21 protein-coding genes are annotated in these 22874 nt (G+C 46.6%); 6 read left to right on the top strand and 15 right to left on the bottom strand.

The window, feature by feature from the left end:
• The first annotated feature begins 5 nt into the window (after positions 1 to 5).
• The 3 genes from QFZ51_RS28905 to QFZ51_RS28915 all read left to right on the top strand — a co-directional run bounded on the left by QFZ51_RS28905 (position 6) and on the right by QFZ51_RS28915 (position 3287).
• On the top strand, positions 6 to 917 hold the full coding sequence (locus tag QFZ51_RS28905) for a hypothetical protein (protein ID WP_429050875.1): 912 nt from the start codon (positions 6 to 8) through the stop codon (positions 915 to 917).
• Between the two features lie 47 nt (positions 918 to 964).
• Positions 965 to 1315, top strand: a complete 351-nt coding sequence (locus tag QFZ51_RS28910) for an MmcQ/YjbR family DNA-binding protein (protein WP_429050877.1) — start codon at positions 965 to 967, stop codon at positions 1313 to 1315.
• 79 nt (positions 1316 to 1394) lie between these two features.
• Positions 1395 to 3287, top strand: a complete 1893-nt coding sequence (locus QFZ51_RS28915; protein ID WP_429050879.1) for a CocE/NonD family hydrolase — start codon at positions 1395 to 1397, stop codon at positions 3285 to 3287.
• A gap of 41 nt (positions 3288 to 3328) precedes the next feature.
• Here the strand turns inward: QFZ51_RS28915 and QFZ51_RS28920 are convergent, their stop codons facing one another.
• Positions 3329 to 4513 carry an acyloxyacyl hydrolase gene (locus QFZ51_RS28920; RefSeq protein ID WP_429050881.1) on the bottom strand — a complete coding sequence of 395 codons (1185 nt, stop codon included), beginning with the start codon at positions 4511 to 4513 and terminating at the stop codon, positions 3329 to 3331.
• Positions 4514 to 4649: 136 nt separating this feature from the next.
• On the opposite strand from QFZ51_RS28920, the gene QFZ51_RS28925 reads away from it, so the two are divergent.
• Positions 4650 to 5369 (top strand): FKBP-type peptidyl-prolyl cis-trans isomerase, encoded by a 720-nt coding sequence (locus QFZ51_RS28925; RefSeq protein ID WP_429050883.1) that lies wholly within the window; start codon positions 4650 to 4652, stop codon positions 5367 to 5369.
• A 406-nt stretch (positions 5370 to 5775) separates the two neighbouring features.
• Here the strand turns inward: QFZ51_RS28925 and QFZ51_RS28930 are convergent, their stop codons facing one another.
• The 8 genes from QFZ51_RS28930 to QFZ51_RS28965 form a co-directional block, all read right to left on the bottom strand.
• Complete coding sequence (locus QFZ51_RS28930; RefSeq protein WP_429050885.1) at positions 5776 to 6777, bottom strand: chorismate synthase; 1002 nt, start codon at positions 6775 to 6777, stop codon at positions 5776 to 5778.
• 22 nt (positions 6778 to 6799) lie between these two features.
• Complete coding sequence (gene aroA, locus QFZ51_RS28935) at positions 6800 to 8062, bottom strand: 3-phosphoshikimate 1-carboxyvinyltransferase (protein WP_370912377.1); 1263 nt, start codon at positions 8060 to 8062, stop codon at positions 6800 to 6802.
• Positions 8063 to 8102: 40 nt separating this feature from the next.
• The gene (aroB, locus tag QFZ51_RS28940; protein ID WP_429050887.1) at positions 8103 to 9128 is read right to left on the bottom strand and encodes a 3-dehydroquinate synthase; all 1026 of its coding nucleotides are present in this window, start codon (positions 9126 to 9128) and stop codon (positions 8103 to 8105) included.
• 76 nt (positions 9129 to 9204) lie between these two features.
• On the bottom strand, positions 9205 to 10308 hold the full coding sequence (locus QFZ51_RS28945) for a chorismate mutase (protein WP_227024498.1): 1104 nt from the start codon (positions 10306 to 10308) through the stop codon (positions 9205 to 9207).
• 33 nt (positions 10309 to 10341) lie between these two features.
• The gene (locus QFZ51_RS28950) at positions 10342 to 11184 is read right to left on the bottom strand and encodes a prephenate dehydrogenase (RefSeq protein WP_429050889.1); all 843 of its coding nucleotides are present in this window, start codon (positions 11182 to 11184) and stop codon (positions 10342 to 10344) included.
• A complete protein-coding gene (locus QFZ51_RS28955) occupies positions 11181 to 12344 on the bottom strand; it encodes a pyridoxal phosphate-dependent aminotransferase (RefSeq protein ID WP_429050891.1) in 1164 nt (387 codons plus the stop codon). Before QFZ51_RS28955 ends, QFZ51_RS28950 begins: the two co-directional genes overlap by 4 nt.
• Before the next feature lie 8 nt (positions 12345 to 12352).
• Complete coding sequence (locus QFZ51_RS28960) at positions 12353 to 13177, bottom strand: prephenate dehydratase (protein ID WP_370912373.1); 825 nt, start codon at positions 13175 to 13177, stop codon at positions 12353 to 12355.
• 575 nt (positions 13178 to 13752) lie between these two features.
• On the bottom strand, positions 13753 to 13986 hold the full coding sequence (locus tag QFZ51_RS28965) for a hypothetical protein (RefSeq protein WP_370912372.1): 234 nt from the start codon (positions 13984 to 13986) through the stop codon (positions 13753 to 13755).
• A 131-nt stretch (positions 13987 to 14117) separates the two neighbouring features.
• Between QFZ51_RS28965 and QFZ51_RS28970 the strand changes: the two genes are divergently transcribed.
• Positions 14118 to 14693 (top strand): RNA polymerase sigma factor, encoded by a 576-nt coding sequence (locus QFZ51_RS28970; protein WP_429050894.1) that lies wholly within the window; start codon positions 14118 to 14120, stop codon positions 14691 to 14693.
• Positions 14668 to 15801 (top strand): S1C family serine protease, encoded by a 1134-nt coding sequence (locus tag QFZ51_RS28975; RefSeq protein WP_429050896.1) that lies wholly within the window; start codon positions 14668 to 14670, stop codon positions 15799 to 15801. Before QFZ51_RS28970 ends, QFZ51_RS28975 begins: the two co-directional genes overlap by 26 nt.
• A gap of 76 nt (positions 15802 to 15877) precedes the next feature.
• On the opposite strand, the gene QFZ51_RS28980 is transcribed toward QFZ51_RS28975, so the two are convergent.
• From QFZ51_RS28980 to QFZ51_RS29005, 6 genes are all read right to left on the bottom strand, one after another.
• On the bottom strand, positions 15878 to 16594 hold the full coding sequence (locus tag QFZ51_RS28980) for a carboxypeptidase-like regulatory domain-containing protein (protein WP_429050898.1): 717 nt from the start codon (positions 16592 to 16594) through the stop codon (positions 15878 to 15880).
• A 181-nt stretch (positions 16595 to 16775) separates the two neighbouring features.
• Entirely contained in the window at positions 16776 to 16961 is a 186-nt protein-coding gene (locus QFZ51_RS28985) for a CsbD family protein (RefSeq protein ID WP_429050900.1), read from the bottom strand.
• 78 nt (positions 16962 to 17039) lie between these two features.
• Complete coding sequence (locus QFZ51_RS28990) at positions 17040 to 17993, bottom strand: aldose 1-epimerase (protein ID WP_429050902.1); 954 nt, start codon at positions 17991 to 17993, stop codon at positions 17040 to 17042.
• A gap of 110 nt (positions 17994 to 18103) precedes the next feature.
• Positions 18104 to 19432 (bottom strand): xylose isomerase, encoded by a 1329-nt coding sequence (gene xylA / locus QFZ51_RS28995; protein ID WP_429050904.1) that lies wholly within the window; start codon positions 19430 to 19432, stop codon positions 18104 to 18106.
• Positions 19433 to 19478: 46 nt separating this feature from the next.
• Positions 19479 to 20957, bottom strand: coding sequence for a xylulokinase (locus QFZ51_RS29000; RefSeq protein ID WP_429050905.1), 1479 nt, complete (start codon positions 20955 to 20957; stop codon positions 19479 to 19481).
• 95 nt (positions 20958 to 21052) lie between these two features.
• Positions 21053 to 22738: a sodium/sugar symporter gene (locus QFZ51_RS29005; protein WP_429050906.1), complete on the bottom strand. Its 1686-nt coding sequence runs from the start codon at positions 22736 to 22738 to the stop codon at positions 21053 to 21055.
• Between the last annotated feature and the right edge of the window lie 136 nt (positions 22739 to 22874).

The raw sequence follows: 22874 nt of genomic DNA on the forward strand, positions 1-22874 counted from the left end.
ATACCGTGAAATATATTATTCTACCCGCCATTGTCCTTATAATACTAAGTACCACCGGATGCCGGAAAAAAGATCAGCCAAATGGACCGACAGGACCGGCGCCTTTACAGATTACCCGCCTGCTTACAAGCATTTATAGGGATAATATTCTTTATGAGCAGTTGGACTATAACAACAACCAATTGGTTACCTTCCACCATTATGAGCCTACTGGTGGTGCAGGCAATATGCGCCTGGAATTTAAAACCGATGCGGACGGGAAGCTGACAGGAACGGTTCTCTATCGAAAGGACGGAGCCAATTTTAAATTGGCAGAAAAAAATACGATACAATCATTCGAAAAAGAATTGAAGATAACAGGGAGCCTCTATCCTCCATTCACAGGAATAAAGGACACTATACCGGATACCATGCGATTTGGTTTTGACGACAATGGCAGACTAATTCAACTCACGGATACACTAACAACGGAGAAGGGTACGGATTATCTGCGTCAGCTTATAGCCATCACTACCTATAATTATTCCGGCGATCAGCTCAGCGGCCTGACACGCAATGGTTATGGTTATTATGCATCACCCACCTTGCCAGGCGGAGAAGAAAATAAACTGCAAATCACCAGTGAATTTCAGTTTGAATACGATAATACACCTAACTTTTTCTATGCGCTCGGCAAAAAATATCCTTATCTGCGATTAATCATGAAACCGGACCATCCTTTATTTGCCGGCCGCTTCAATGTAAAAAAGCACTTGGGAAAGCATATCTCTCCCGGCAGTCAGACCGAAATCACCCATCTCTTTCAGGATACCCGCGATGATCTCAACGGCCATATTATTTACACCACGGAGGTGACTATACAAAATGGCGTTACCAGTACTACCCAGTGGCAGTATCATTACAGGCTTCTTCCATAATTTCCGGAAATTTTCCTGACTTTTGTAACCAGATATAATTGCTACTCATGAACCTTGCACAATTTCAGGAATATTGCCTTTCATTACCCGGCGTTACAGAAGAGTTTCCTTTTGGAGATGAAACCCTGGTATATAAAGTTTGCGGAAAAGTATTTGCACTCAGCGGCCTTTCAAATTTTGAATCCATTAATCTCAAGTGCGACCCGGAAGAAGCCGTTGAACTACGGGAGCGCTATGAAGGCGTGATCCCCGGCTATCACATGAATAAGAAACACTGGAATACTGTGGATGTACATTCCGGTATCCCCAATAAATTGCTGCTGGAATGGATCCGGAACTCGTACAACTTAGTAGTGGCGAGTTTGCCAAAGAAAGAAAGAGAGAAACTGGGCCAATAACCGTTCCCCATATACCTGGCAATCATCCCCCGTTTTTTTATTACATTAGCCCGAAATCTAAATCTAAAATAAACTGTTTATGAGAAAATGGCTGCTGCTGGCCTGTGCCGCGCTGTTTGTAATTCCGGTGGCATGTAAGGCCGTTAACCAGGATTCACTCTGGATGTATGAGCACTACACAAAAAAGGAAGTATACATCACCATGAGGGACGGTATTAAATTGTTTACCTCTATTTACCTGCCAAAAGATCAATCGGAGAAGCATCCCATCCTGATGACGCGCACCCCCTATTCCTGCGCGCCTTATGGCGAAAATGTCTTCCGTCCGTTGTATAAAAATCATTACAAGGAATACCTGAAAGAAGGCTACATCATGGTCATACAGGATGTAAGAGGCACCTGGATGAGTGAAGGTAAATTTGTAAATGTAAGACCTTTCAATCCCGCTAAAAAAGGGAAGAAGGATATTGATGAAGCCAGTGATACTTATGATACGATCGATTGGCTCGTAAAAAACCTCGGTGGCAACAATGGTAATGTTGGGATATTCGGTATTTCCTATCCTGGCTTCTACTCAACGATGGGCGCGCTGAGTGGTCACCCGGCCCTGAAAGCCGTGAGTCCGCAGGCGCCTGTTACGGATTGGTTTTTGGGAGATGATTTTCATCACAACGGTGCTTTCTTTATTGCAGATGCCTTTTCTTTTTATACCGTGTTTGACCATCCGCATCCCAAACCCACTACGGAAGGACCAAAAGGTATCGACTACTATACGCACGACAATTACAAATACTACCTGGAAACCGGCGCGTTGCCCAACTTCGCCAAAATCATCGGCGACAGCGTAACCTTCTGGCATGAAATGTATGCACATCCTACTTATGACAGCTGGTGGAAAGCCCGCAATGTGCGCAACTTCCTGCAAAATGTAAAACCTGCCATGCTGATTGTTGGGGGCGTGTTTGATGCGGAAGATTGCTTCGGCGCGTGGAATACCTATAAAGCAATTGAAACTAAAAGTCCGGCTACCAATAACCGTATTGTAATGGGTCCGTGGTACCACGGACAATGGGCATCCAATGATGGTACCCACCTCGGTAATGTGCGCTTTGGCAGTAACACCGCCGAATACTATGCGCAAAACGTTGAAATTCCTTTTTTCAACTATTACCTCAAAGGCAAAGGCGCTGCACCTGATATCGCAGAAGCCACTATTTTCTTCACCGGCGAAAACAAATGGAAACAACTCCCTAAATGGCCTCCGGCTAACATGGAAGATGCACCGGTTTATTTGCAGGAAGATAGTAAGCTCTCTTTTACCAAGCCCGCTGCTGCTAATAGTTTCAGCGAATATGTAAGCGATCCTGCCAAACCTGTTCCGTATACAGAAGATGTGCATTTTGGACGTACCATTAACTATATGACCGACGACCAACGCTTTGCCGCCCGCAGACCAGATGTGGCTGTATTTGAAAGTGAAGTACTGGATAAAGATATTACCCTGGCCGGCCCGGTAGTGGCAGACCTGATTGCCAGCACCAGCACTACAGATGCCGATTTCATTGTAAAAGTGATTGACGTATTCCCCGACGATTTCAAATATGAAGAAGACGCACCTACCGAACATCGCCGGGTGCCTTCTGCCACTTACCCGATGGGCGGCTACCAGATGCTGGTACGTGGAGAGATCATGCGTGGTAAATTCCGCAATAGCTTTGAAAAGCCGGAAGCATTTGTTCCCAATCAACCTGCTGAAGTGAAATTCACGATGCCGGATGTAGCCCATACCTTCCAGAAAGGACACCGCATTATGATCCAGGTACAAAGCAGCTGGTTTCCGCTGACAGACCGGAACCCGCAGCAGTTCATGGATATTTACAGGGCCACAGATAAAGATTTTAAAAAGGCTACTATCCGCATCTATCACGATGCACAGCATCCATCCAATGTGGTGCTGCCGGTAGTGAAATAATCAATTGCCGGGATGATGCCGATGGCATCATCCCGGTATTATTACCACTGTACTTTTCCACCCCCTCCCCATTCGATCCAGTCGGAAGCTGCTCCGTTTACGGTTTTAAGTCCGAGTTGTAAAAAACCGTATTTAGCAATGTTATAACGGATAGCCAGCCGCATAAAATAATCGCCTTTTTCATTATCTCTTTTCCACACGTAAGTACCCACTTCTGCCCTTACCTGGAAACGCTTAATATTTAATACATAGGCCAGGTGTGTGCCCATCAGCATTTTATCGCTGGGGCGAACTTCGCCGTAGCGCTGCTGGTAAGTCCAACCCAAGGAACCGTCGTAGAAACCATCCAGGCCAATGCCAACGCTGCTTTTATGACTGAAGCGGTAATCATAACCCAGTATCAGGGAGGCGGTGCCATAAAAGGCTTCCAGCTTTTCATCGCTGGAGGCCTGCACTACACCAAAAGCGCCGTATAAACTGATTTCATGATAACGTTGCAGCGGTGGCACCGGCGTTGTAATGAATGTAGGGCGGCGTGCGGCTTCGTATGTGGGGTCAATCTGTTGCTTTACGATACTGCGGATGGTATTATAATGATAACGCACGCCAATATTCAATCCCGCCATATTGAGCCCCAGGTTGGGCGTATGGGTGCGCCCGTTTGAAAAATGGGTAAGATCAATGCCATAAAGAAAATCGAATGAATTCGACACTTTCAGCACTCCGGTGATGCTGAAATTAACATAGGCATCCAGCTTAGACCCGATGGCGTCGTTGAGCGGGTTGGTAGTGGAGTCGTAAGGGTTCAGGTCGTATGTGATACCGAGCGACAGACCCGCTTCAAAGTGATTTCTTTTCCGGCGGTGGAAGGGCGCATAAAAAAAACCGTATACCCCGCTGGGGTTGCCGAGAATGGTAGGGTTACCGATATCGCCGGTGTAGAATCCAATGCCATAACTGGGATAGTTGAATACCCGCTGCCACTCTTTTTCCCCGGTCGACTGCCACCCCATTCTTAGTTCCATCGACTTATAACCGTCGTTCAGCGCGTTTTTCAGCTCATCGCCGGTATAAAGATGCGTGCCCCCGTGGAGTTTCAGTTCAATAAACTTATGTCTTCCCAGGTTTGGATTCAACCTGGCTTTTTCCCACAAATCCGTGGTATCCTGTGCCGGCAGGCATCTCCCGTAAAATAACAGTAAAACAAACAGGGTAAATTTCCACATAATAAAAACAGATGAAAACAAGGTAACGTAATCGAATGTTCATCTCTGCAAAAGGCTTGCCTGTGAAATATTATATTGATTAACTTGCAGCATCTTTAAAAAGCCTTATTTTAACTAACATTTCTGTCTATTATTTATGATGTACAAAAAATACCTGTTCATAGGAGCCCTGGGATGCTTATCCATACAAGGTTTCAGTCAGGCTAAACCTGCACCTAAGAAGCCAGTGGCCAAAACAGCCGTTAAGTCGCCGGTATTGAAAAACAAACTGGATTCCGTGAGCTACGGAATTGGGGTGAGTATTGCGGAAAACCTCAAAGCCCAGGGACTGGAAAATGTGAATCCTGCCCTCCTGTCCAAAGCGGTACAGGATGTGTTGAAGAATAAACCATTAACACTGTCAAAAGATCAATGTGATATGAGCATAAGTAATTATCTGCAGCAGCTGAAAGCAGACAAAGCTGCCAAAAACCGCGAAGCAGGACTTAAATTCCTGGCGGAGAATAAAGTAAAACCAGGCGTGGTAACACTGCCTGATGGTTTGCAGTACCAGATCCTGAAAGAAGGCAATGGCCCTAAACCTACAGCCGCCGATAAAGTAAAAACGCATTATCACGGTACCTTAATCGATGGTACGGTGTTCGATAGCTCCGTAGACAGGGGACAACCTATCTCCTTTCCTGTGGGCGGCGTGATCAAAGGCTGGACAGAAGCGCTCCAGTTAATGCCTGTGGGCTCCAAATGGCGTCTTTTCATTCCTTCTGAGCTGGCGTACGGCGACCGTGGTGCGGGTCCGAAAATCGGCCCTGGAGCTGCGTTGATATTCGATGTGGAGCTGCTGGCGATAGAGCAGTAATGCAGCGGGTGGGCGCCTTCGGCGCTTTTAAATTGTCTTGAAGCAGGATTACGCTGATTATGCTGATTGAGATGATTTTCCCACCTTTTGTTGTTTGATATTTTGAGGGGAGATAAAAGCGGATATTTGATTTTATTGATTTTTTTACCTTTTTGTAATAAAATATTTTGGTGAGATGAAAGCGGATATTTGATTTTATTATAACCACCAGATTAACAAAATTCGGGGAGATAGCAGCAAATGTTTTTGCTGTTATCTCCCCGAGATATTTAGTCAAAAAATCAATAAAATCAAATACCCACTTTTATCTCCCTCAAAATATCAAACAACAAAAGGTGGGAAAATCATCTCAATCAGCATAATCAGCGTAATCCTGCTCCAAGACAATTTAAAAGCGCCGAAGGCGCTACTCCGCTCTAAACACCCGCGGGCGGCGCTGTTCCAGCAGGAAGAAGTCGGCCAGTACCATAGCGGTCACCGCTTCCAGTACCACTGGTACGCGCAGCGCGATGCAAAGGTCGTGACGCCCCTTCACGCTGAAAGTTTCCACTTCTCCGCTTTTTATGTTGAGGGTTTGTTGTTCTTTCGGTGTGCTGGATGTAGGTTTCACAGCGATGCGGAATACCAGCGGGTTGCCATTGGTGATACCGCCCACTACGCCGCCGGCATGATTGGAGGCAGTTTTACCGGTTGTATCGATGATGGGATCGTTATGTTCCAGTCCTTTCATTTTAGCGGCGGCAAAGCCGGCGCCAAACTCAATGCCTTTGATAGCAGGGATCGCGAAAACGGCATGCGCCAGTGCGGATTCCAGCGAATCGAAGAAGGGTTCGCCCAATCCAATGGGGAGGCCATTTACCACACACTCTACGATACCACCTACCGAATCTTTTGCTGCAATAGCTGCTTCCAGCCCGGCTTCCGGATCGGGGTTGCCCCCTACTTCCGTGATAGTAGCGTTTACCTGGATTTCTTCGCCCAGGATCTTTTTAGCGATTACACCGGCGGCTACCAGGTTGAGGGTGAGCCTACCGCTGAAATGTCCGCCGCCGCGATAGTCTTCAAAGCCGCCGAACTTTTCGGTAGCTACAAAGTCGGCATGCCCCGGACGTGGGAATTCCCGCAGCTTTTCGTAATCAGTACTGCGGGTATTGTTATTTTCAAAAAGAATAGTCACCGGTGCACCGGTGGTGAAATCGTTGAAAACACCTGACTTGATAAAGGGCAGGTCTTCCTCTTTGCGGGGCGTAGTGCCCCTGGAGCCGCCTTTACGGCGTTCCAGGTCTGCCAGGAAATCTTCCTGCTTTAACGGGATACCGGCAGGTATACCATCTATATTTACGCCAACGCTGGCGCCATGTGATTCTCCAAAAACATTTACCCTGAATAATCTGCCAAAACTGTTCACACGCTGATGATTTAAAGTGAAATTATACGGTTACTGCCACCTTACCACCCAGCAATTCCAGGTGGTCATAAAATTCCGGGTAGGATTTATTGATTGCTTCTGCATTGTCGATGATCACCGGGCCATCTGCTGTGAGGGCAGCTACCGCGCAGGCCATTGCAATACGGTGGTCGTTATGTGAATGTACGTGTGCGCCTTTAATGCCGGTGCCGCCATGTACCAGCATAATATCGCCTTCGAGGTCAATGCTGATACCCATCTTGCCAAATTCTGCCTGTAGTGTTAAGCCACGGTCACTTTCTTTATGGGCTAAACGGCTAACGCCTTTTATTTTCGTAGTACCGTTACAGTTAGCCGCCAGCGCTACCAGCGGAGGGAACAGATCGGGGCAGTCGGTGGCATCTATTTCAAATGCGTTCAATCCGCCTTTTTCTATGTTTACGGTGAATACGCCGGACATTAAATGTGCCCCGGCTTTCTCCAATGCTTCCAGGATGGCTTTATCCGACTGGGCAGAGGAAGTGTTGAGATGCTGTACTTCCGCTTTACCGGCTACTGCTGCAGCAACCAGCAGGAATGCGGCGCCGCTCCAGTCGCCTTCCACCGTATAGTCGCAGGCGTTATATGCCTGTTTCTTTCCGAAATGAAAGGTTTCAAAATTCTTTTCTTCCACCTGAACGCCAAAATGCGCCATCAGTTGGAGGGTTAACGCAATGTATGGTTTGCTTTTCAGATCTGTTACGGTGATCGTTACATTTTCTGCGGCAGCACCGTAGGCCATGAGCAGGCCGGTGAGGAACTGAGAGCTGAGAGAACCATCAATCGTAATATCTTTCGGATGTAACGGGCCCTCGATATGCAGCGGTAATTTACCGCCCTGCGTGGAACACTTTACATCCAGTTGTGGCAATACTTCTTCAAAGAAATCCATCGGGCGGGTAGTTAAACTACCGTGGCCTTCTATGGTGATGGGCAGTGACGACAACGCTGCGATGGGTGTAAACATACGGATACCCAAACCGGATTCGCCGCAGTTGATTTCATCATAAAACGGTGCTACACCGTTGCTGGTGATTTCGAAATAGTCGTATTCCCGTTTGATTTTAGCACCCAGGTTTTCGGCTACTTCCAGTGCTGCCAGGCAATCATTGCTCAGGCCGGGATTACGGATAATACTCTTCCCTTTTGCCAGCAAAGCTGCTGCCACAGCTCGTTGCATGGCACTTTTGGAAGGATTGGCCGTAACCGTGCCTTTAATGATGGCTGGTGATACAGTAACTTGCATATGTATATTTCGTCTGCCTTTAATTGATTAGAAAAAAAATTTACAATTCCTGCAGTAACAACTTCAGTTCTGCAATGGGAACGGGCATGGTGGTTGCTTTCCCGATCTGTTCCAGCAACACAAAATGTATTACATCCTTCTCCCGTTTTTTATCCAGTTTAAAGATGTCGAACACCGCGTCTTTATCTGAACTAAAAGCTACGGGCAGCTGGTAATCGCTGATCAGTTTTATCAGGCGGATGGTTTGATCTGGCGGCAGGTTCATTAGCTTTTCCGAAAAGCGGGCAGCTGCTACCATTCCTATCGCTACCGCTTTACCATGCGCTATATGTTCGAGTTTTTCCACGGCATGCCCGAGGGTATGACCAAAGTTGAGCCATCTGCGCGGACCGATTTCCAGTTCATCTTCCAGTACTACTTTCGTTTTTGCTGCTACCGATTTTTCTACCAGGTATTGCAGTACTTCCACATCGCGCGCCAGTGCTTTTTCCCTGTTATTTTCGAGATAATCAAACAGCGTGGCATCCATGATACAAGCGTATTTGATAATTTCAGCAAAACCGTTGTGCCATTCTTCTGCCGGCATGGTGAGGGGCAGGGTGTAATCGAAGAGGATAAACTCCGGCTGACGGATAATGCCCAGCAGGTTTTTCTGTTTACCATGACTCACCCCGTTCTTTCCGCCAATGGAGGCATCTACCTGCGCTAATAAGGTGGTAGGTACAAAGCCAAAGGGAATGCCGCGCATGTATATGCTGGCGGCAAATCCTGCCACATCGGTGAGCATTCCGCCACCAATTCCTACCAGCGTGGTTTTGCGGTCGGCTTCGTAAGCAATAAGACCATCGATGATCTTATCTACCGTAGCCATATTTTTTAATTCTTCCCCAGAGGGCACCACAATTTTGTTCCAGTTGTGCAGATGATGACCGTGATAGTATTCTACATTTTCATCAATTACCAGTATGGCCCTGTGACGGTTTACATGATTGCCCAACTCCATCAGGCTTGCTCCTAAAAAATAGGTCGTTTCCTGTTGTTGAAACTGGTGGGTTTGTATGAGCATGGAGCGATTAGCTTTAGCTGTCAGAAAAAACTACTGCCGGCTGTTGTGATTGTCCAACAGCCGGCGGCTGATGGATCTACTTATCTTCGTTCATTACTTTGTTCTGGCGGTTGATGGATTCCAGGTGAACTGCATCGAAATATTTCACGATGAAGTCTTTGGTCAGACCCAGTTTCTCACCCTTGGACACTGCACGATCCAGGATTTCATTCCAGCGGTTTGTTTGCAGGATGGTGATGTTATTTTCTTTCTTGTACACACCGATCTTTTCTGCAATTTTCATACGGTTGCCGAGCAACAGCATAATTTCATCATCTACCTGGTTGATCTGCGCGCGCAGTTTTTCCAGTGCGGAGTTGAAATCTTTTTTATCGGAATGTTCTCTTCTCCAGGTGATACCATCCAGCAGGTCTGCTAATTTTTCAGGCGTGATCTGTTGTTTAGCATCGCTCCAAGCGTTATCCGGATCTACGTGAGTTTCCAGCATCAGACCATCGTAGTCGAGGTCGATTGCTTCCTGGGAAACTTCCTGCAGGATATCGCGGCGGCCGGAGATATGCGAAGGATCGCAGATCATTGGCAGTTCAGGCATACGGCGTTTCAGCTCAATAGCCAGGTGCCACATGGGTGCATTACGGTATTGGGTGTTGCCATAGCTGGAGAAGCCACGGTGAATTAAACCAACTTTATTGATACCTGCTTTCTGGATTCTTTCCACGGCGCCAATCCACAGTTCCAGGTCAGGATTGATAGGATTCTTAATTAAAACGGTAGTGTCCACACCTCTCAGTGCATCGGCTACTTCCTGTACAGAGAAAGGGTTTACGGTAGTACGTGCGCCTACCCACAGAATATCCACACCGAAATGCAGCGCGTCTTCCACTTGTTTGGCAGTAGCTACTTCCACCGCCAGTGGCAGGCCGGTGATTTCACGGGCTTTCTGCAGCCATGCCAATCCCTTTGTACCGATGCCTTCGAAAGAACCGGGGCGGGTACGGGGTTTCCAGATACCAGCGCGTAAAACGTCCACTTTACCTGTTTTCTGCAGGGCCAGTGCGGTGGCTAATACCTGCTCTTCGGTTTCTGCGCTGCAGGGTCCGGAAATGATCAACGGCTTTTTATCGGAAGACGGATCGGAGAATTTTGTTTTAGATAATATCTGTTCCATTGTCTGTACCATAGTATTGAAGTTAAGTAGATTATCAGAATTTAGTTATTTCAGGATCTTCCTGATTTTATTGGATTTTTGAATCAATTTGTAAAAGGTGTCGTAGTCTTCGTTTTCCAGCAATGTTTTCATCTGCTGTAACTGGCTGATGTGTTCTTCCAGTACATCGAGCACATTGTTCCGGTTGTGTTTGAAGATAGGTACCCACATATCAGGGGAGCTTTTCGCCAACCGCACGGTGGATTCAAAACCACCGCTCGCCAGTTCGAAAATGCGTCCTGACTCTTTCTCTTTTTTCAGCACGGTTAAGGCCAGTGCAAAAGAAGTGATGTGGGAAATGTGGGATACATAAGCCGTGTGCAGGTCGTGTTCTTCCGCATTCATATATACGGTGCGCATCTGCAGCCGGTCTACCATGTTTTCCACTACTTCAAGTGCATCTTCATCGCTGTTTTTCACATCGCAGAGCACCATCGTTTTGTTAACGAAGAGATTGCGTACAGCAGCATCGGGGCCGGAATACTCGGTGCCGGCCATCGGATGGGCCGCCACGAAGCGTCCTCTGTTGGGATGACCGGCAACGAGTTGCAGTATTTTTTCTTTGGTAGAACCTACATCCATAATCACCTGGCCGGGGCGCGCTTTATCCATGATGGAGGGCAGCGCCTGCAGCACTGCATCCACCGGGATGGCCAGTATTACCAGGCCGGAGCGATTCATGGCATCCTCCAGGCTCGCGCCTTCATCAATGATGTTCAGCTCCAGTGCCCGTTGCAGGTGCTCCTGGTTCTGATCCACCCCGATGATCCGCTCCGCCACGCCTTTTTCCTTCAGCGTGATGGCAAGCGAGCCGCCGATTAAACCCGTTCCTATTATTGTTGCAATCATTTTACGTTGGTTTTGATACGTTCTATCGCTTCCTGGAAAACCTTTTCATCCTGGCATAAACTCACCCTGATATAGCCGTTACCGTTACTTCCGAATATTCCTCCCGGAGTAATGAATACACGTGCCTTCTGCAGTATTTCATCAGTGAGCGTATATCCGTTCTCGTTAGTGGATGGTATCTTCGCCCAAACGAACATACCCACCTGGTTTTTATCGTAGGTGCAATGCAGCAGATCCAGTAACTGGAATACTTTTTCCCTGCGTGCACGGTAAATTTTATTTAAGTCGTCGTACCAGTCTTTTCCCAGCTGCAGTGCTTTTACAGCGGCCATCTGCATAGGCTGGAACATACCGGAATCCATATTGCTTTTGAAGCGCAGCACCTGTGCAATCCATTCTGCCTTGCCCACCAGCATACCGATACGCCATCCGGCCATATTGGATGATTTGCTGAGGGAGTTCAGCTCCAGCACCACATCTTTTGCCCCTTCAAACTGCAGCAGGCTTTCGGGTTGTTCATTCAGGATGAAGCTGTACGGATTATCGTGACAAATGAGGATATTATGTTGTTTGGCGAAAGCGATGAGCTTTGCGGCAAATTCCCTGTTTACTTTTGCGCCGGTAGGCATATGCGGGTAGTTTACCCACATCAGTTTCACCCGGCTCAGGTCTTTTTGTGCCAGGGCATCCAGGTCTGGCAGCCAGCTGTTTTCTTCTGTCAGGTCATAATCAACAACAGTAGCGCCACTGAGGTTCACTGCGGAGCGGTAGGTAGGGTAACCCGGGTTAGGGATCAGGGCCTCATCACCTTCCTGCAGGTAAGTCATGCAGATATGCATAATCCCTTCTTTGGAACCTATCAGCGGCAGTACTTCCGTATCGGGGTTCAGGGTTACGTTGTAATAGCGTTGATACCAGTCTGCCATTGCTTTACGCAGGGCGGGAATACCTTTGTATCCCTGGTAGTTGTGCGTATTCGGCAAAGCGGCATTTTCGTTCAATGCAGCCACCACTGAAGGATGAGGAGGCAGATCGGGGCTTCCGATACCGAGGTTGATCACCCTTGCGCCGGTTTGGTTCATTTCCTCAATTTCCCTGAGCTTTTTGGAGAAGTAGTATTCTTCTGTGCCTTGTAATCTTTTAGCAACCTGTATCTGCATAAAACTGATTAATGTGTTTTTCCTTTTTTATAAATACCCAGCACTTTCAGGTGTTCTGTGAGTGGCTCTATTTTCGATAATGCTTTTTCGAAGTGAGCGGCGTTATCAAATTCCATGTCGGCGTGGAAGTAATAATTCCATTCTTTTGCCGGGATCGGAAAGGATTGCAGCTTCGACAGGTTGATGCCGGCCACTGCAATCTGGGTAAGTACTTTAGCCAAACTGCCCCTGTCGTGGCTTGTTTGAAAGTATACAGATGCTTTGTTGGCATCTTCCGGCGTAGCGATGGGCGTACGGGATACAGCCAGAAAGCGGGTATAGTTATTTTTATTGGTGTGGATATTAGGCGCTATGATATCCAGTTCAAAGATTTCGGCGGCCAGCTTACCTGCAATAGCAGCCGTACTTTTCAGTTTCTTCTGTCTTACGTGCTTGGCACTGAGGGCGGTATCTTCTGTTTCCACCAGTTTGATATGCGGGTATTTTTCCAGGAAATCCATACACTGCAAAAGGGCCATCGGGTGAGAATGCACCTCCCTGATATCTTCCATTGTTTGCCCGGGCAACACCATGAGGTGCTGATTGATCTGGAGATAAATTTCACCGGTGATATGCAGACCGGAGTTTTTAATGAGACTGTAGTTTGGTAAGATGCTACCGGCAATTGAGTTTTCGATGGCCATCATACCTGCATCCACATCGGTTTGTTGTTTTGCTTTTTTAACCAGTTCTGCAAAGGAGGCACAGCATTCTATTTCAGTTTGTTTACCGAAATACCCCTGGGCAGCAACCTGGTGAAAAGACCCTTCAAACCCCTGTATGGCAATTTTCATGTGTATGTGATTGATTTTATTCAGTTATAGTTGCTACAGCAACTAGCTATTTAAAACAGAAAGGGTCCCGATCCGGGACCCTTTGCGCTGTACTTTTATATGTAAGTATGTTATTGCAAACGAGTCCCCTGCTTCTTCGCATAAAAGAAGTAAGAGAAGTAATAAAAAAAGTATTTGCCTGAAACTGGCTGTAACATATACTTATTTGTTTGTTGGCATCCACTGCCGGTTTATGGTATTAAAAAAGGCCTTCCGGTTCCGGAAGGCCTTTTTGTAGTTCTTTTATCTTTTACAAACGACCTCCCTATTTCTGGTACCAGAAATAATAAAAGCTAAAAAAGCCGAAAGAGGTTTGCTGTGTCATATTATTATTTGTTACTCGTTTTGAGCGTAGGACAAAAATACGGCACGATTTTAATTATCCAAGGGCTAATATCAAAAAATATGCTTTTTTTAATAATAAAGGTCGTTTATTGAATAACTTTCAAAGAAACATATTTCCGTAACCAAAAACAGGGCATAAAAAAACCGTTCAGGCTAAGCCGGAACGGTTAATTATAAATTCTAAAGTCAGATTAGTGATGAGCAGCAGCTGAATCAACAGTTTTAGCAGTAGAATCAACAGTTGCTTTTGCAGCGTCAGCTACAGAGTCAACAGCTGAAGTAGCTACCTGAGCAGCTGAATCGATAGAAGCACCAGCAGCGCTAGCAGTAGAGTCAGTACCATTTTCAGTTTTTGCACCACCGCAAGCAACTGCGAACAGACCGAAAGACAGAGCTAAGAAACCAATTTTGATTACGTTCTTCATGTTACAATTATTTAAGTTGTTTTTGAATGATTTAACCTTTATACCGGGATCACCTAAAAGGTAACCCAAACTTTTAAAAATATTTTTTTTCGCTACTTTGGGTTACCAAATGCCTAATAACTGTATTAAGAGTGAAGCAAAATCAAGACATAACAAGAGACCGGGAATTATTGCTGGGACTGGCAAAAGGCGAGGATAAGTCATTGGAAATCATCTATTCTGAGAATTTTCCGGTGGTATTACGAATGATCCTTCAGCATAATGGCTCCGAAGATGACGCAAAAGATGTGTTCCAGGAGGCCATTATAGTATTATATGAAAAGGTACAAACCAGTGATTTTACTTTAAGCAGCAGGCTCAAAACCTTTCTTTATTCGGTTTGCCGCCATCTCTGGCTTAAAAAAGTTCACCGTACCTACGGATTATATGCTTTAACGCCCGAACTGGAAGAAGTGATTCCGGCTACGGAAGAGCTGGAAGAGCACGATGCAAGGGATCAGGAATTCAGGATCATGGAAGGCGCGATGAGCAATATTGGTCAACCCTGCCAAACCATCCTGGAAGATTATTATCTGCATAAAAAATCTATGCAGGAAATAGCAGAAAAGTTCGGATACACCAATGCTGAAAACGCCAAGAACCAGAAGTATAAGTGCCTGATGCGGTTGAAGAAGTTATTTTTTGATCAATACAAAACACCACTATAAGCAGAAAGCAGCCATGAAAGAAGACATGATCTTATTACGTGAAATTGAGCGTTACCTGGAAGGGGAAATGAGCGAACAGGAAAAAACTGCTTTCGAAACTTTACGTCATACCAATCCCTTGATTAACAAACAGGTAGAAGAACATCAACTGTTCCTTCAGCACCTGGGCAATTACGGCAAACGCCAACAGTTACAGGCAAAGCTCAACCAGATACATCAACAACTGGATATGCCAAGCCTCCGCAAACAGGCACAGGAAGAAAACCAGACTGCAAGAAGATTAACCATCCGCCGCAGAACCATTACGAACCTGGCTGCCGCCGCCTGTATAGCACTGGTTACTTCTTTATCCACCATTGCGATCATACAGAATGTATCTAAAAGTAAATCAACTGCACAATACGAAGATGTAAGAAGGGTACTGAATAATATTCAGCGTTCCCAGAATGCACTCATCAACGATATGAACAGCAAGAGCCGGGCTCCGTTAAACCCCGGCACTTATGGAGGTACTGGTTTCGCGGTATCCGGTAATGGCTATATCGTTACCAACTATCATGTAGTAGCCGGCGCCGACTCCGTATATGTTCAGAATAATAAAGGAGAGGCTTTTAAAGCCATCAGCATATTTGAAGATATTTCCAGTGATCTGGCAATACTGAAGATTGCAGATTCTACTTTTAAAAGTCAGCCCCTGCCTTATGCTTTGAAACCACAGAGCGTAAAACTGGGCGAAGAAGTATTCACCATGGGATTCCCCCGCGATGAAATTGTTTATGGCAAAGGTTATATCAGCGCCAAAACAGGTTTTAACGGGGATACCACTGCCTACCAGGTATCTATCCCGGTGAACCCGGGCAACAGCGGTGCTCCTCTGCTGGATAGCAAAGGAGATGTAGTAGGAATAGTAACCGGCAAACAAACTACCTCCGATGGTATCGCCTTTGCGGTAAAATCTGCCCACCTCAAACACCTGCTGGATGAGATGCCAAAAGACAAACAAACCAGGAAGGATTGGAATCATAAGAGCCGCCTGGAAGGAATGAACCGGGTAGATCAGATTAAGAAGCTGGAGGACTTTGTATATATGGTGAAGGTGTATAATTGAACCAACACCTATTAACATAAAAAAGCGCGGGATATAACAATTGTTATATCCCGCGCTTTTTTATGTTCCAGCCTGGTTATTTCTTCAACCAGGATTTGTATTTATCAGTAATCCAGTACAACAGATCGTTGTTATTAATGGTACGCATGGTATTATAATCAGGATAATTATCCCTCATAAACAACTGGAGTGAGTCGCCTTTAAGCCCTGTTACCCGGCTTACCAATACCGGTGTAAAGCGGGAGTCTATAAACTTCTCCTTTTCCATCTTCTCATAATTCTCTTTAAACTGCCGTTTTTGTTTTTCTTTTTTGGAGAAACGGGTAATCGGACTAAACACAATACCAGCACCTTCAGGCGTACTACCGCCAGCCAATGGCTTGTTTGGATTATCCAGGATATAGCCGTACTGGTTACGTCTTTCCATTGAATCTATCTGGTAAGGACTGTACTGGGAGGTGATTTCCACTCCTTTCAGGAACTTACCGGCAGATTCCATCACCACGTTAATGGTTTGAGTACCGGAAGTTTGGGTAACAATGATCGTATCCGGCTTGTACCCTACGAAAGTAACCAGGAGCCGGTCGTTGCGGGAGGCTGATATCCTGTAATACCCTCCCTGGTCAGAAAGCGACCGCTTCCCGGAGTTGAGATTGCTGACGGTGGCATAGGGCAGCACCAGCTTGTTGCTGTCTGAAATCATCCCGGTAACAGTTACCTGGGCCTGTACCTTTGGAGCAAATGCCATACTGAATATACAGCCTAGTGCTATGATGCGCATGAAAACCTTCATATAAAATATAATAATTTTTACAGCCGAATCCCTTCCATTCTTTACAAACAGATCAGTATAGACATTGTTCATCTACCCTAATGAAGTACAAATTAAAGAAAATGCCACGGTGTTTTAAAAACAAATCCTTCCACCCCGGGGGCGGAAGGATCGCTGTATTTAAAATTTCAGGTTGTACCAATCAGGCAGACTTCAGTAAATCGATCACTTCGTCCCGGCTTTTACCCAATTTCTGCTGCAGTTTTCCGATCAATTTATCTTCCTGTCCTTCTTCGTACAACAGGTCATCGTCGGTCAGGTCTGCATACTTTTGTTTCAGGGTACCTTTTATTTCGTTCCACTTTCCTTTGATCTGTAACTTGTCCATAATCTTTCAATTTATATGGTGATATAATCGGGTTGCTTATGAACATGAAGAGCCAAAGAATATGCCATCACCCTTATTTTATAAAGATACCTGGATGCGGGTACTGAAAACCCTGCTTTCGCCGGCAGCCAGCTGAACCAGTCCGAGTCCGTTGTTAAAGGCGTCCGGCGCGCCGCTGAGGTTTTCTACAGCGATGCTGGTACGGTGCGGTGGAATATATATCTGCAGGATGGGATAGCTATTTTCGGGATAGAAGGCAATGTTGATATTTTTCTTCGGATCGTGGATCGTGGCCAGCGGTTGTGGCTTTGTGAGATCCAGTACAAAGGAATTATCCAGCTCCACGCCTTTCAACACCTTTCCTTCAACAAATTCGGTATATGGCAAAACGTTTCCTGTAGGCAGCAGTTTTTCATTGAACTCCACTATTTCTTTGGAAGCGAAGGTAAGTACCAGCTCATCTACCGGTGTACCTGTGCTGAAGTATGGATGCCAGCCATCCATCACGGGAACGGCAACGCCACTCTTATTCACGAGCGTGGTATTCAGCTGCAGGTCGTTGCCGGCCCGCAGGGTAAAGGTAGCGATGCAGTCGTATGCAAAGGGGTACCCTGCATCATCGGTTTGTTTAAAATGATGGGTAAGGGTTACCGATGCCTGCTGGTCATCTGCCTGTTGCGCTGTTACGGTAAAGGGCGCATCATATAATAAGCCGTGGATGGCATTTCCGGGTGCCAATGTTTTCTGGATAGTGTAGGGTTTGCCTTCCCAGGTATATTGTGCATCCTTCATGCGGCATGCATAGGGACTAAGTTTTACGCTTTTGAAGCTGGTGCGGAGATTTGCTTCCAGGTCGGCGATATCTTTGTAACTATCTATCAGGTTCAGTGGTCCTGTTGTATGCTTTACTTTGAACGCATGCAGCAGTGCGCCGAAAGAAGGAATTATTTCCACCTGTGTACCTGCTTCGAGATCCTGGAGCGCAATGATGTCAAATCCTGCCTCTTGAAAAGAATGGATGCCAAATTTCATTGTTCATTATTTTGGAAGAAAAATAAAACATTTTGGGATTTTACTTTGGGATTATTTGGTAACAGCCATTTGTTGCTACCGGTAATCCAAAGCAAAATCCCAATAGTATATTAGATGCTTGCGTTGATCAGGTTTTCCAGCCATTCCTGTTTGCCGCTGGTTTGTTTAGGCTCTCCGTTTGCCACTGCAAAATTGCGGAGGTCTTCCAATGTAAGTTTACCCGCTTCAAATTCCTGTCCTTTACCGCTGTCGAAAGAAGCGTACCGGTCCTGGCGGAATTTTTTATATGGTGTGGCGGTCAATACTTTTTCTGCAACAATAGCAGCTCTTGCGAAAGTATCGATGCCACCTATGTGTGCGTGGAAGATATCTTCCAGGTCGGTGGAGTTACGACGGGTTTTTGCGTCGAAGTTTACGCCGCCGCCGGCAAATCCGCCAGCTTCGAGAATAACCAGCATGCTTTCAATGAGGTCGTTGAGGTTGGTGGGAAACTGATCGGTATCCCAGCCATTTTGCGCATCCCCGCGGTTAGCATCGATGCTGCCCAGCATCCCCGCATCTACTGCCACCTGCAGTTCGTGCTGGAAGGTATGGCCTGCGAGCGTAGCGTGGTTTACTTCGAGGTTCAGTTTGAAATCTTTATCGAGACCAAACTGGCGCAGGAAGCCGATCACTGTGGCGGCATCATAATCGTATTGGTGCTTGGTAGGCTCGCAGGGTTTAGGCTCTATAAAGAAGGTGCCTTTAAAGCCCTGTGCCCGTGCGTAATCGCGGGCCATGCCCAGGAAACGGCCCAGATGTTCCTGTTCGCGTTTCATATTGGTGTTGAGCAGGGTCATATATCCTTCACGACCGCCCCAGAATACATAGTTTTCGCCGCCCAGTGCGATGGTGGCATCCAGTGAATTTTTCACCTGGGTACCTGCATAGGCCAATACGGCGAAATCAGGATTGGTAGCAGCGCCGTTCATATAGCGCGGGTTGCTGAATACATTGGCAGTGCCCCATAACAGTTTTACACCGCTGGCTTGTTGTTTCTGTTTAGCATAGGCAACGATCTGCTGCATACGGCTTTCATATTCTGCGATGTTGGCGCCTTCGTCTACCAGGTCTATGTCATGAAAGCAGTAGTAAGGAAGCCCCATTTTGGTAATGAACTCAAAAGCTGCGTCCATCTTGTCTTTAGCACTCTGATTCGCATCCGGGGAAGCGAGCCAGGGGAATTGTTTGGTACCAGGACCAAAAGGATCACCACCTGTTCCGCAGAAGGTATGCCAGTAGGACACGGCAAAACGGAACAGTTCTTTCATAGATTTACCCGCGATGAGGCGGTTTTCATCATACCATTTATACGCCAGCGGGTTATCTGACTGTGGTCCTTCAAACTGTATTTTACCAATCCCTTTGAAATACTCGTTGTTTCCTAATGTAATACTCATAACTAATATGGTTTTTTAAAATGCCAGATCTACTTATATGTTTCCGTTAATGCATCAGGGTACGGAGACCGTTCAGCCAGTTGCCATAAACATCCCGGTATTGTGATTGCAGGGCGGGATCCGGTTCTATTACTGCGAGGCATTCCATGCCACGGAATGCATCTGCCATGCTAACATAACCGGCGCCTATTGCTGCGCCGCGGGCTGCGCCCTGTGCTCCATCTGTATTATATAGTTCTATCACAACATTGGCGGTATTGGCAAAAGCTTCCCGGAATAAGGGGCTGAGGAACATGTTGGCATGTCCGGCTCTTACGCGATGGATGCTGAGGTCCATTTCAGCCATGATATCCATGCCATAGTTCAGACCAAACACGATGCCTTCCTGTACGGCACGCATAATGTGCGCGCGGCTGTGGCGGTTGAACTCAAGGTTGCGGAGGGTAGCGCCGAGGCTCCTGTTTTCCAGGATGCGTTCCGCACCATTGCCAAAAGGAAATACCTGCAGGCCGTTGGCGCCTATCGGCGCCTGTTGCGCCAGGGTATTCATTTCGGGATAGGTGATATCACCTACCAGGTTTTTGAGCCAGCTGTTGGCAATGCCGGTACCATTGAGGCACATGAGCACACCGTTTCTCGTATGGGCGTGGTCGTTATTCACATGCACAAACGTGTTGACGCGACTTTGCTGGTCGAAGCTGTTTTTATCGTGCACGGCATATACTACGCCTGAGGTTCCTGCCGTGGTGGCGGCTTCACCGGGTTGCAGCACATTGAGAGAAAAAGCATTGTTAGGCTGATCGCCGGCGCGGTAGGTAACCGGTGTGCCGGGCGCCAGTTTCAGTGTAGCAGCTGCAGCCGCTGTAAGCTGGCCCTGGATGCCGAACGTAGGTACGATGGCAGACAGCAGTTGTTCGTCTATGTTATAATATTTCAGTAATGATTTGGAAACTGCATTTTCCTCAAAATCCCAGAAGGTACCTTCTGATAAGCCCGAGATGGTGGTGCAGGCTTCGCCGGTTAATTTCATGGCAATGAAATCGCCGGGCAGCATTACTTTATGAATGCGTTCATAAATATGCGGTTCATTTTCCTGGATCCAGCGAAGCTTCGAGGCGGTAAAATTACCGGGTGAGTTCAGCAGGTGCTCCAGACAGTACTGTTCGCCAAGTGCTTTAAAGGCAGCATTGCCGGTATTTACAGCGCGGCTGTCGCACCAGATAATAGCCGGGCGCAGCACCTGCTGTTGTTTATCCACACACACCAATCCGTGCATCTGGTAGGCAATACCTATTCCTTTGATCTGTGCAGGATCCACTGTAAAACGGTTCAGCAGCAGTTCCGTAGCGTGAACAATTTCCTTCCACCAGCTCTCGGGGTCTTGTTCTGCCCAGTCGGCGTGTGGTACATCAATGGCCATCTCTTTTTCGGGGCAGGTGGCGGTGGCCACGCAGGCGCCGGTGTCAGCGTTAAGCAATGCTGCTTTGATAGATGATGACCCAATATCGTATCCTATAAAGTACATAACGTGAGAAATTAACAATCTGAAAAAGGACCGGATATTTTACGACAGGAAAATGTCCTAAAATATCCGGATACCAAAATAATAAAATGTTCTTATTACCAGAATACAGTATACAAGGCGATAAGGATACCTACAATCAGTAAGGCGCCCACCGTAAAGCCCAGGTTGGGTTTAAACATGCTGGCATCGATAGCCAGTCCTTTCGGATTGTTCACACTGCGTTTATCCGACAACGTGATAATGATCATACCTACTACGCACACTACAAACACCAGTCCCATACGATCGATGAAAGCCATTTCGTATAACCCGCTGTCCGGGTTCAATGCGGCAAAGCCAAGCTGATGCAAAGGTTCCAGGTTCACCCATGCCGGCATAAACTTCAGGAAGAAGGAAAGGAGTAAACCACCTATCATCGCAAACATGGCTGCGCTGGAGGTTGTCCGTTTCCAGAAAAACCCGAGGGCAAACATGGCGAATACGCCCGGAGAAACAAAGCCGGTATATTCCTGGATAAACTGGAAACCACCTTTTTTATCTATGCCAAGGAAGTTAGAGATCACGATTGCGATGATCATGGTGATAATTACCACAGCACGGCCCACGCCTACGATCTTCTTTTCATCGGCATCTTTGTTATATATCTTCTTATAAATATCCAGGGAATAAATGGTGGAAATACTGTTGGCTTTACCTGCCAGGGAAGCCACCACTGCAGCTGTTAAAGCAGCAAACGCGAGTCCTTTTAAACCGGAAGGCAGGAGATTGAGCAATACCGGGTAAGCGTTATCCGGGTTCAGGGAACCACCTTTCATCATGGATTGTGCAAAGTCACCGTGATTCTGGGCATACAGTACATAAGCTGCAATACCAGGTAATACTACGATCACCGGCATCAGGAGTTTCAGGAAGCCTGCAAACAGTAATCCCTGACGGGCAGTTTTCAGATCCGCACCCAATGCACGCTGCGTAATATATTGGTTACATCCCCAGTAGTTCAGGTTTACGATCCACATACCCCCTATCAGCACGCTCAGGCCGGGCAGATCGAGGTACTTGGGATTCTCTTTATGAAGGATCATATGGAAATGATCGCTGGCATGTTGCGTCATCAGGGAGAAGCCTCTTAATACGCCTTTTTCGCCGAAGTGCTCAGACACCAGCTGTAATGCCAGGTAGGTAGTGGCTAATCCGCCGAGGATAAGGAAAAACACCTGTATCACATCGGTGTAGCCGATCACCTTCATCCCTCCCAGTGTAATGAGGATGGCGAAGAAGGCCAGCGCCACCATACACACATAGAAGTTAATACCAGAGATCGTGGACACCGCGAGGGCGCCAAGGTACAGGATAGAAGTAAGGTTTACCACCACATACAATAACAGCCAGAAAACGGCCATGATGGTACTTACCGTTTGATTATACCTGCGTTCCAGGAACTGGGGCATGGTATAGATCTTATTTTTCAGGTAAATCGGCAGGAAAAATACTGCCACCACGATGAGCGTAGCAGCCGCCATCCATTCGTAAGTGGATATGGCCAGCCCCATACTGAATCCGTTTCCGGACATCCCGATAAACTGCTCCGCAGAAATATTGGAAGCAATGAGTGATGCGCCGATAGCCCACCAGGTAAGGGAACCTTCTGCCAGGAAAAAGTCTTTGGAATCCGTTGTGGTCTTCTTCTTTTTCTGATAGATATAGTAACCATAACCAGCCACTATTAAAAAATATACCAGGAATACCAGGTAATCAAAGATGTGTAAGGATTTTGTTTGCATAACGTTCAAACGTGGTTATAAAAAATTTAGCGGATCAATATACATAATAAATGTAAAAAATACGCTTACAATTGTTTTTTTTGCGTGAAATAAAAAAACGCGAGGGCTGCCGCGGTTTACCGGGTGTTAAAACTAT

Origin of the sequence: Chitinophaga sp. W3I9, assembly GCF_050434025.1 — a bacterium.
Classification (GTDB): Bacteria; Bacteroidota; Bacteroidia; order Chitinophagales; family Chitinophagaceae; genus Chitinophaga.

Coding starts and splice junctions, on each gene's coding strand:
- QFZ51_RS28910 (WP_429050877.1), top strand. CDS start 965: ATGAACCTTGCACAATTTCAGGAATATTGCCTTTCATTACCCGGCGTT.
- QFZ51_RS28915 (WP_429050879.1), top strand. CDS start 1,395: ATGAGAAAATGGCTGCTGCTGGCCTGTGCCGCGCTGTTTGTAATTCCG.
- QFZ51_RS28920 (WP_429050881.1), bottom strand. CDS start 4,513: ATGTGGAAATTTACCCTGTTTGTTTTACTGTTATTTTACGGGAGATGC.
- QFZ51_RS28925 (WP_429050883.1), top strand. CDS start 4,650: ATGATGTACAAAAAATACCTGTTCATAGGAGCCCTGGGATGCTTATCC.
- aroA (WP_370912377.1), bottom strand. CDS start 8,062: ATGCAAGTTACTGTATCACCAGCCATCATTAAAGGCACGGTTACGGCC.
- aroB (WP_429050887.1), bottom strand. CDS start 9,128: ATGCTCATACAAACCCACCAGTTTCAACAACAGGAAACGACCTATTTT.
- QFZ51_RS28945 (WP_227024498.1), bottom strand. CDS start 10,308: ATGGTACAGACAATGGAACAGATATTATCTAAAACAAAATTCTCCGAT.
- QFZ51_RS28950 (WP_429050889.1), bottom strand. CDS start 11,184: ATGATTGCAACAATAATAGGAACGGGTTTAATCGGCGGCTCGCTTGCC.
- QFZ51_RS28955 (WP_429050891.1), bottom strand. CDS start 12,344: ATGCAGATACAGGTTGCTAAAAGATTACAAGGCACAGAAGAATACTAC.
- QFZ51_RS28960 (WP_370912373.1), bottom strand. CDS start 13,177: ATGAAAATTGCCATACAGGGGTTTGAAGGGTCTTTTCACCAGGTTGCT.
- QFZ51_RS28965 (WP_370912372.1), bottom strand. CDS start 13,986: ATGAAGAACGTAATCAAAATTGGTTTCTTAGCTCTGTCTTTCGGTCTG.
- QFZ51_RS28980 (WP_429050898.1), bottom strand. CDS start 16,594: ATGAAGGTTTTCATGCGCATCATAGCACTAGGCTGTATATTCAGTATG.
- QFZ51_RS28985 (WP_429050900.1), bottom strand. CDS start 16,961: ATGGACAAGTTACAGATCAAAGGAAAGTGGAACGAAATAAAAGGTACC.
- QFZ51_RS28990 (WP_429050902.1), bottom strand. CDS start 17,993: ATGAAATTTGGCATCCATTCTTTTCAAGAGGCAGGATTTGACATCATT.
- xylA (WP_429050904.1), bottom strand. CDS start 19,432: ATGAGTATTACATTAGGAAACAACGAGTATTTCAAAGGGATTGGTAAA.
- QFZ51_RS29000 (WP_429050905.1), bottom strand. CDS start 20,957: ATGTACTTTATAGGATACGATATTGGGTCATCATCTATCAAAGCAGCA.
- QFZ51_RS29005 (WP_429050906.1), bottom strand. CDS start 22,738: ATGCAAACAAAATCCTTACACATCTTTGATTACCTGGTATTCCTGGTA.